1 protein-coding gene is annotated in these 344 nt (G+C 68.9%); it reads left to right on the forward strand.

Features of this window, described 5'->3' with window-relative positions:
* Nucleotides 1–344, forward strand: a 344-nt coding sequence (locus tag SB717_RS34310) for an ATP-binding cassette domain-containing protein (RefSeq protein WP_410907308.1), incomplete at both ends; no start/stop codon positions are given.

The following is a 344-nucleotide window of genomic DNA, read 5'->3' on the forward strand; positions in this document are numbered from 1 at the left end:
GCGAGGTCCGCCTCGGGGGAGACGTCGTCACCTTCGGTCGGCCGCTCGATGCCCAGAGGGCGGGCGTCTCGACGATCTACCAGGAGGTGAACCTGGTTCCGCTGATGAGCGTTGCGCAGAACATCTTCCTCGGGCGGGAACCGCGCAACCGCCTCGGCCTCATCGAGAAGAAGCGCATGCACTCGGACGCGCGCGACCTGCTCGCGGCCTACGGCATCCACGTCGACGTCCGCCGCCAGCTGCGCAGCCTCCCGCTCGGCATCCAGCAGATGGTGGCACTCGCGCGGGCGGTCAGCATCAACGCGCGGGTCGTGATCATGGACGAGCCCACCTCGTCGCTGGAG

Source organism: Priestia sp. SIMBA_032 (assembly GCF_046535215.1).
GTDB lineage: Bacteria > Bacillota > Bacilli > Bacillales > Bacillaceae_H > Priestia > Priestia aryabhattai.